This window comes from Ornithinimicrobium sp., assembly GCF_035267225.1.
Lineage (GTDB): Bacteria > Actinomycetota > Actinomycetes > Actinomycetales > Dermatophilaceae > Ornithinicoccus.
Genome location: NZ_DATFMA010000013.1, coordinates 1 through 7,648, shown reverse-complemented (window position 1 = coordinate 7,648; position 7,648 = coordinate 1). Strand labels below are relative to the sequence as shown.

General features: G+C 68.5%; 5 protein-coding genes, 1 tRNA gene and 1 pseudogene. 5 read left to right on the top strand and 2 right to left on the bottom strand.

Translation table 11 applies throughout. The features are described from left to right. Window positions 1-128, top strand: a pseudogene (locus VJ976_RS00850) (ATP-dependent DNA ligase); the annotation flags it as partial. Window positions 129-132: 4 nt separating this feature from the next. On the opposite strand, the gene VJ976_RS00845 reads toward VJ976_RS00850, so the two are convergent. Continuing rightward, complete coding sequence (locus tag VJ976_RS00845) at window positions 133-1,509, bottom strand: L-serine ammonia-lyase (protein WP_324097975.1); 1,377 nt, start codon at window positions 1,507-1,509, stop codon at window positions 133-135. Between the two features lie 381 nt (window positions 1,510-1,890). Between VJ976_RS00845 and VJ976_RS00840 the strand changes: the two genes are divergently transcribed. Together VJ976_RS00840 and VJ976_RS00835 are read left to right on the top strand one after the other, a co-directional pair. After that, the gene (locus VJ976_RS00840) at window positions 1,891-2,958 is read left to right on the top strand and encodes an ATP-dependent DNA ligase (protein WP_324097973.1); all 1,068 of its coding nucleotides are present in this window, start codon (window positions 1,891-1,893) and stop codon (window positions 2,956-2,958) included. Beyond that, on the top strand, window positions 2,955-4,178 hold the full coding sequence (locus VJ976_RS00835) for an alpha/beta hydrolase (RefSeq protein WP_324097971.1): 1,224 nt from the start codon (window positions 2,955-2,957) through the stop codon (window positions 4,176-4,178). The genes VJ976_RS00840 and VJ976_RS00835 overlap by 4 nt, the downstream gene beginning before the upstream one ends. Window positions 4,179-4,184: 6 nt before the next feature. Here VJ976_RS00835 and glgX read toward each other — a convergent pair whose 3' ends face one another. Further along, entirely contained in the window at window positions 4,185-6,311 is a 2,127-nt protein-coding gene (gene glgX, locus VJ976_RS00830) for a glycogen debranching protein GlgX (protein ID WP_324097969.1), read from the bottom strand. A 121-nt stretch (window positions 6,312-6,432) separates the two neighbouring features. Between glgX and VJ976_RS00825 the strand changes: the two genes are divergently transcribed. Then, window positions 6,433-7,449 (top strand): YihY/virulence factor BrkB family protein, encoded by a 1,017-nt coding sequence (locus VJ976_RS00825; RefSeq protein ID WP_324097967.1) that lies wholly within the window; start codon window positions 6,433-6,435, stop codon window positions 7,447-7,449. Window positions 7,450-7,532: 83 nt separating this feature from the next. Further along, window positions 7,533-7,605: transfer RNA gene (locus tag VJ976_RS00820), tRNA-Gly, on the top strand. Window positions 7,606-7,648 lie beyond the last annotated feature (43 nt).

Below are 7,648 nucleotides of genomic sequence, written 5' to 3'. Positions count from 1 at the left end.
GTGGGGCGCTCGACTTGTGGGAGTCCGATCTGGAGCGCGGCCTGGAGGAGATGCCTTTTCCTCCCGACTACCCGAAGATGCCTGGCGAGCCGCGGCGGGTGCAGCCGAGCCGCAAGCGCACCGACTGAGGGCTCAGCACTCGATGACGTTCACGGCGAGACCGCCGGTGGACGTCTCCTTGTACTTCACCGACATGTCGGCCCCGGTCTGGCGCAGGGTCTCCACTGCCTGGTCGAGGCTCACCCGGTGGGTACCGTCGCCGCGGAGGGCCAACCGAGAGGCCGTCACCGCCTTGACCGCGGCGACCGCGTTGCGCTCGATGCACGGCACCTGCACCAGGCCGCCGACCGGGTCGCAGGTCAGCCCGAGGTTGTGCTCCAGCCCGATCTCGGCGGCGTTCTCGACCTGCTCCGGGGTGCCGCCCAACACCTCGGTCAAGCCGGCCGCGGCCATCGCGCAGGCAGAGCCGACCTCGCCCTGACAGCCCACGTCGGCCCCGGAGATCGAGGCGTGCTCCTTGATGATGATGCCGATCGCCGCGGCGGCGAGCAGGAACCGGACGACACCGTCCTCGTCGGCGCCGGGCACGAAGTGCCAGTAGTAGTGGATCACCGCCGGGATGATGCCCGCGGCTCCGTTGGTGGGGGCGGTGACGACGCGCCCACCGGCGGCGTTCTCCTCATTGACCGCGATGGCGTAGACGCTGAGCCAGTCGACCGCGCCGAGCGTGTCGGAAGCCGCCCCGCCCCGCTCGGCGATGTCCGTCAGGTCACGGTGTAGGCGCGGGGCCCGGCGAGCCACCTTCAACGCCCCCGGCAGGAGACCTTCGCCGTGGCATCCACGCTCGACGCAGGTCTGCATCACTGCCCAGATTCCCGCCAGGGCCTGCCGGGTCTGTTCCCGCGGCCGCATCGCGTCCTCGTTGCGGCCCATGACCTGGGCCACGCTCGCCCCTTCCGCCCGACACCACCGCAGCAGCTGGTCGGCCGAGTCGAAGGGGTACGGGATGTGCCGGTCCGGCCCGCCCCCGAGATCCAGGTCGTGCTCGTCCACGACGAAGCCACCCCCGATGCTGTACATGGTGACCGAGAGGACCTTCAGGTCACCGGACCAGGCGGTGAAGGTCAGACCGTTGGAATGGGCGGGCAACACCTGACGAGGGTGGTACCGCAGGTCCAGAGCCGGGTCGAAGTCGATGTCGTGTTGACCGGCGAGGTACAGGCGGTGGTTCCGCTGGATCGACGCCACACGCAGCAGCATCTCTGCGGGCTCCACCGTCTCGGGTTCGTCGCCTTCGAGGCCGACGAGCACGGCTCCCTCCGTGCCGTGCCCCTTCCCGGTGGCACCGAGGGAGCCGTACAGGTCCACGCTGACCCGGTCCACCCGCCACAGGTCATCGCCGCCGGCCAGCGAGCGAGCGAACATGCCGGCGGCGCGCATCGGCCCCACCGTGTGCGACGAGGAGGGGCCGATGCCGACCGTAAAGAGATCGAGGACGCTGAGCGTCACGATGTGCTCACACTGCGTGGGTCCCCACCTGCTCACCGAAGCGGGGACGTGCCTCCTTCGATGGGCTCCAGTGTGACTGGCTCAGGCCCTCGAGGAAAGCAGCCGCGCGGACCCTACATACGACGGCCCCGACCCATGGCCTTGTTGACCGCGCGCCCGACCGCACCGCCGACGCCGCTCGGTCCTCCGCCGGATGGCTTGGCCCCACCGGGCGATCCGGTACGGCGACGGCCCCCACCGGAAACGCTGCTGACGACTTTGTTGACAATGCCCACGGGTTCTCCTTGATGGATGGTGTCCACCCTTGATGGATGGTGTGTGCACCGTATCCCCGCACGACTCGCGGCGCAGGACGACACGGCCATGCGGCAGGATGGAGGGGTGGACCTGCCCGTCATGCCCCCGGTGAAGCCCATGCTGGCCAAGCCCGCGACGCGCATCCCCGAGGCCCAGATGTACGAGCCCAAGTGGGACGGGTTTCGGTCGATCATCTTTCGCGACGGCGACGAGGTCGAGATCGGCAGCCGCAACGAGAAGCCGATGACCCGCTACTTCCCCGAGGTGGTCGACGCGGTGCTCGCCAACTTCCCGCGGCGGGCCGTGGTGGACGGGGAGATCGTGGTGGCCAATCTCGCGGCCAACCACCTGGACTTCGAGGCGCTGCAGCAGCGCATCCACCCCGCCGACTCGCGGGTGCGCCTGCTGGCCGAGCAGACACCGGCGGCGTTCGTGGCCTTCGACCTCCTGGCCTGGGGCGAGGAGGACCTGCGCGGCCAAGGGATGCGCCAGCGCCGTGATGCCCTGGAGAAGGCGATGGCGGGGGCGAGGGCACCGATCTACATGACGCCCCTCACCGAGGACCACGCCGAGGCGCAGCGTTGGTTCGACACCTTCGAGGGCGCGGGGCTCGACGGATTGATCGCCAAGTCGCCCGACGTCACTTACCAGAGCGACAAACGGGTCATGACGAAGGTCAAGCACACCCGCACCGCGGACTGTGTGGTCGCCGGCTACCGCGTGCACAAGTCCGGGCCGGAGGCCATCGGCTCGCTGCTGCTCGGCCTCTACGATGAGCACGGCACGCTCGCCAGCGTCGGGGTGGTAGGCGCGCTGCCGATGGCCAAGCGCAAGGCGCTGTACGCCGAGCTGCAGCCGCTGGTCGCCGACTGGGAGGGGCATCCGTGGAACTGGGGGGCGCACGAGGCGGGCGAGCGCACGCCGCGCAAGAACGAGACGTCGCGGTGGAACGCCGGCAAGGACCTGTCCTTCACGCCGTTGCGTCCCGAGCTGGTGCTGGAGGTCAAGTACGACTATATGGAGGGCGCGCGCTTTCGCCATACCGCCCAGTTCGTGCGGTGGCGGCCGGACCGCGATCCGCGCAGCTGCACCTACGCCCAGCTCGAGCGGCCGGTGGACTTCGACCTGGCGGAGGTGCTGGACACCCGATGAGCGGCAAGGCGAACCCGAAGGCGGTCATGGCCACCGCGATCACCGGGGTCAGCGTGGGCGTGGTCTCTGCGGTGACGTCGCTGTCCATCGCGACGTACTTCGCCCGCCGCATCATCACGCCCGAGCACGAGAAGAAGGACAACGTCACCGTGCTCGAGGTCGGCGACGGCACGGTCACGCTGCGGGCCGAGCCACACACGCTCGCGGCCGGTAACTACGGGCTGTGGCTGGACGGTGGGGCCGGTCACGCCCGGCTGGGCCAGGTCGTCAGCAGCGACCTCAGCGCTCGTCGGGCCTCGGAGCACACGGTCACCCGTGAGGTCCTCGGCGTCGACATGGGCGAGCTCGCACCCGGGTCCGCCCGCTGGAACGCCTACTTCTACTGCGGTACCCCGCAGTCAGCCCTCGGCCTGGACTACGAGGACGTCGCGGTGCGCAGCGACATCGGGCTCATGCCCGCCTGGCGGGTGCGCCCCGAGCACGACGAGGGTCGTTGGGCCATCCTCATCCACGGCCGCAGTGCCAGGCGCGAGGAGACGCTGCGAGCGGTGCCGGTGCTGCGTCGCCTGGGATACACCGCGTTGATCCCGATGTACCGCAACGACGACGGCGCACCGGCCAGCATCGACGGCCGGTACAACCTCGGTCTCTCGGAGTGGCGCGACGTCGAGGCCGCGATCCGGTATGCCGCGCTGCACGGCGCGCGGGAGATCGTGCTGCTCGGATGGTCGATGGGGGCGGGCATCGTGCTGCAGACGCTCGACTGCTCGCCGATGGCCGGGTGGGTCGACCGGGTCGTTCTCGACGGCCCGGTGATCGACTGGGGGGATGTCATCTCCTACCAGGCTGAGGTCAACAAGCTTCCACCGCTCGTCGACGGACTGGCCAAGACGTTGCTGGCGCGCAAGGTCACCCGGCGTCTGGTCGGCATCGCCGAGCCGATCGACATCGCTGTGACCAACTGGGTGTCGCGCGCTCAGGAGCTGCGTCACGAGATGCTGCTGATCCACTCCCGCGCTGACGACGTGGTGCCGTACGGGCCCTCACAGTCGTTGGCGCAGGCCCGACCGGACCTGGTGCGTCTCGCGCTCTGGGAAGAGGCGTTGCACTGCCGTGAGTGGAACACCGATCCCGAGCGGTGGGAGGGGTTGGTGGAGGAGTTCCTCGAGGGACGGGGGTCGGTCAGCGACCCCGAGCCGGTCGAGATGGTCACCAGCTAGCGCCGACTAGACCTCCAGCGGCACCCCGGTCAGCACCATCATCGACCGCGGCGTCAGTGCGTGGGTGGAGCAGGCGTCCCATACCTCCGGCTGCTCCGGCTGGCCTGTGGCCTCGACGGTGGTGTCGACCACCACGGTCCACGCCTTGACGTCGATACCGCTGGGCACCGTGTAGTCGATCGGCTCGTGCCACGCGTTGAACAGCAGCAGGAAGTGGTCGTCCACGACCGGGCGGCCCTTGCTGTCCGGGGTGGGGATGGCCTGCCCGTTGAGGAAGACCTGAAGTGTGCTGCGGGAGTTGTTCCAGGCGTGGTCGTCCATCAGCGTGCCCTCGGGGGTGTACCAGGCGATGTCGCCGAGGTCGCTGATCCCGCCGTGCTCCGCGTCGCCGGCGAAGAAGCGGCGCCGCCGGAAGACCGGGTGCTCACGGCGCAGCGCGATGAGCGCGGTCGTGAAGTCGAGCAGGTCCTGCTGCGAGTCCTCGAGGTCCCAGTCGATCCAGGCCAGCTCATTGTCCTGGCAGTAGACGTTGTTGTTGCCTTCCTGGGTCCGCCCGAGCTCGTCGCCGTGGAGCACCATCGGCACTCCTTGGCTGAGCAGCAGCGTGGCGAGGTAGTTCTTCTGCTGGCGCAGCCGCAGGGCACGTACCTCCGGGTCGTCGGTCGGGCCCTCGACCCCGCAGTTCCAGGACCGGTTGTGGCTCTCCCCGTCGTTGCCGCCCTCGCCGTTGGCCTCGTTGTGTTTGTCGTTGTAGGAGACCAGGTCGCGCAGGGTGAACCCGTCGTGGGCAGTGACGAAGTTGATCGAGGCGTACGGCCGGCGGCCGGAGTGCTCGTACAGGTCGGAGGACCCCGTGAGCCGGGAGGCGAACTCGCCCAGCGTGGAGGGCTCGCCGCGCCAGAAGTCGCGCACGGTGTCGCGGTACTTGCCGTTCCACTCCGTCCACAGCGGGGGGAAGTTGCCGACCTGGTACCCGCCGTCGCCGAGGTCCCAGGGCTCGGCGATGAGCTTGACCTGGGAGATGATCGGATCCTGCTGAATGATGTCGAAGAACGCGGAGAGCTTGTCGACCTCGTGGAACTGACGGGCCAGGGTGGCCGCGAGGTCGAACCGGAAGCCGTCGACGTGCATCTCCGTGACCCAGTAGCGCAGCGAGTCCATGATCAGCTGCAGCACGTGCGGGCTGCGCATCAGCAGGCTGTTCCCGGTGCCGGTGGTGTCGTAGTAGTGCGACTTGGCGCTCTCGACCAAGCGGTAGTACGAGGCGTTGTCGATGCCCCGGAACGCCAGGGTCGGGCCCATGTGGTTGCCCTCGGCCGTGTGGTTGTAGACGACGTCGAGAATGACCTCGATGTCCGCTGCGTGCAGCGCTTTGACCATCGACTTGAACTCGGTGACCTGCTGGCCCCGCTGGCCGTAGGCGGCGTAACCGTTGTGCGGCGCCAGGAAGCCGATCGTGTTGTAGCCCCAGTAGTTGGACAGTCCCTGGTCCACCAGGTGGCTGTCCTGCACGAACTGGTGCACGGGCAGCAGCTCGACAGCGGTGACGCCGAGGTCGGTGAGGTGGTCGATGATCGCCGGGTGGGCCAGCCCGGCGTAGGTGCCCCGAATGTCTTCGGGGACGTCGGGGTGGGTGCGACTCAGGCCCTTGACGTGAACCTCGTAGACGACGCTGTCGTGGTACTCGTGGCGTGGCGGGCGGTCGTGACCCCAGTCGAAGAAGGGGTTGACCACGACCGAGTGCATGGTGTCCTTGGCGGAGTCCTTGTCGTTGTAGGAGGTGGGGTCGCCGAAGGTGTACCCGAACAGGGACTGGCCTCCGTTGATCTGCCCCTCGATGGCCTTGGCGTAGGGGTCCAGCAGCAGCTTGTTCGGGTTACAGCGGTGGCCGGAGGAAGGGTCGTAGGGGCCGTGGACGCGGTAGCCGTAGCGCTGACCCGGCTGCACGTTGGGCAGGTAGCCGTGCCACACGTGGGCGTCGACCTCGGTCAGCTCGACGCGCTTCTCGGCGCCGCGATCGCCGAACAGGCAGAGCTCGACGCGTTCGGCCACGTCGGAGAAGATGGCGAAGTTCACGCCGGTGCCGTCATACGTCGCGCCCAGCGGATAGGGCTGCCCGGGCCAGATGTCCATAGTCTCTCTCTGTTGGCGAGGACGCTCGCACCAGCACGGAGCGCCGCCGACCATTGTGTCTCATGGTGCAAGACCGTCGATGGTCCCGGGGTTCGGCAAGCAACACGGCTACGGTTGCAGGGTGAGGCTGAGGCGGCGGGTGCGCGCGGTGCTGTCGCCGATCCCGGGGGCCATGCCGGTGGCTCGCGCTGTCGTCGAGACGGTCACCATCTGTCTGCGCTACCGCGTCACCGGGCTGGCTTCGGAAGCCGCGTTCTTCACCCTGCTCTCGCTGCCACCGCTGTTTCTCGGGGTCATCGCCGGTGTGGGCTTCCTCGGGCGGCAGCTGGGGGACGACGCGATCGGCACGGTGACCTCGGCGATCGAGGACTACTCTCGGCGCTTCCTGACCGAGGAGACGGTGACCGAGGTCATCTCTCCGACGATCCAGGAGACGCTGCAGGGCGGCCGCGGAGACCTGCTGTCGATCGGCTTCCTGCTGTCGTTCTGGTCCGGGTCGCGGGCCCTGCACGTGTTCATGGACACCATCGGCATCATGTACGGCCAGAACGGCGAGCGGGGCATCCTGCGGGCCCGGGCGATGAGCCTGACGCTCTACATGGCCTCCATCGTGGCGATGGGGGTGACCCTGCCGCTGGTCTTCATCGGTCCCTCCCTGCTGCGGGAATGGATCCCTCCGCCGTTCTCCTTCGTGGTGGAGCTCTACTGGCCCGTGGTCTCGCTGCTCGGGTTGGTCTCGCTGACAGGGCTGTTCCACTTCGCGACGCCGAGCCGGTCGCCGTTCTACCGCGACTTTCCGGGGGCGATTCTTGCTGTCCTGATCTGGGTGCTGTCCTCGCTGATCCTGCGCTCGTGGGCGACGCAGGCCATCGGCGGCTCGTCGGTCTACGGGCCGCTGTCCGCGCCGATCGTGCTGATGATCTGGCTGTACTTCATGTCCATCGCGGTGCTGATCGGCGCCGCGCTCAACGCGGCCATCCGCCGGCTGTGGCCTTCCAAGGACTACCGCGGGCCGGTGTCGCGCGCGAGCGAGTGGTGGGACCAACGGCGCACCGACTCCATGCCGATCCGCGAACGCAGACCGCTCAGCCCGGTGAGACATCCAGAGGAGGAACAGACCAAACCCCAGGCCAGCTGAGGCGCGTGTGTCGATTTGGCCGTGTCTGAGCCGCTGGGCTAACCTTCCGGGACGTCGTGGCCCACGGGGCAGCGGCGCAGCGTGCGGACATAGCTCAGTTGGTAGAGCGCAACCTTGCCAAGGTTGAGGTCGCCGGTTCGAGCCCGGTTGTCCGCTCTGAGGCTCAAGACCACCAGCCTCTGCACGGTGGAGTGGCCGA

What these genes read in the sequence shown, in the direction of transcription:
- VJ976_RS00835 (WP_324097971.1), top strand. Translation starts at nt 2,955, where the DNA reads ATGAGCGGCAAGGCGAACCCGAAGGCGGTCATGGCCACCGCGATCACC.
- glgX (WP_324097969.1), bottom strand. Translation starts at nt 6,311, where the DNA reads ATGGACATCTGGCCCGGGCAGCCCTATCCGCTGGGCGCGACGTATGAC.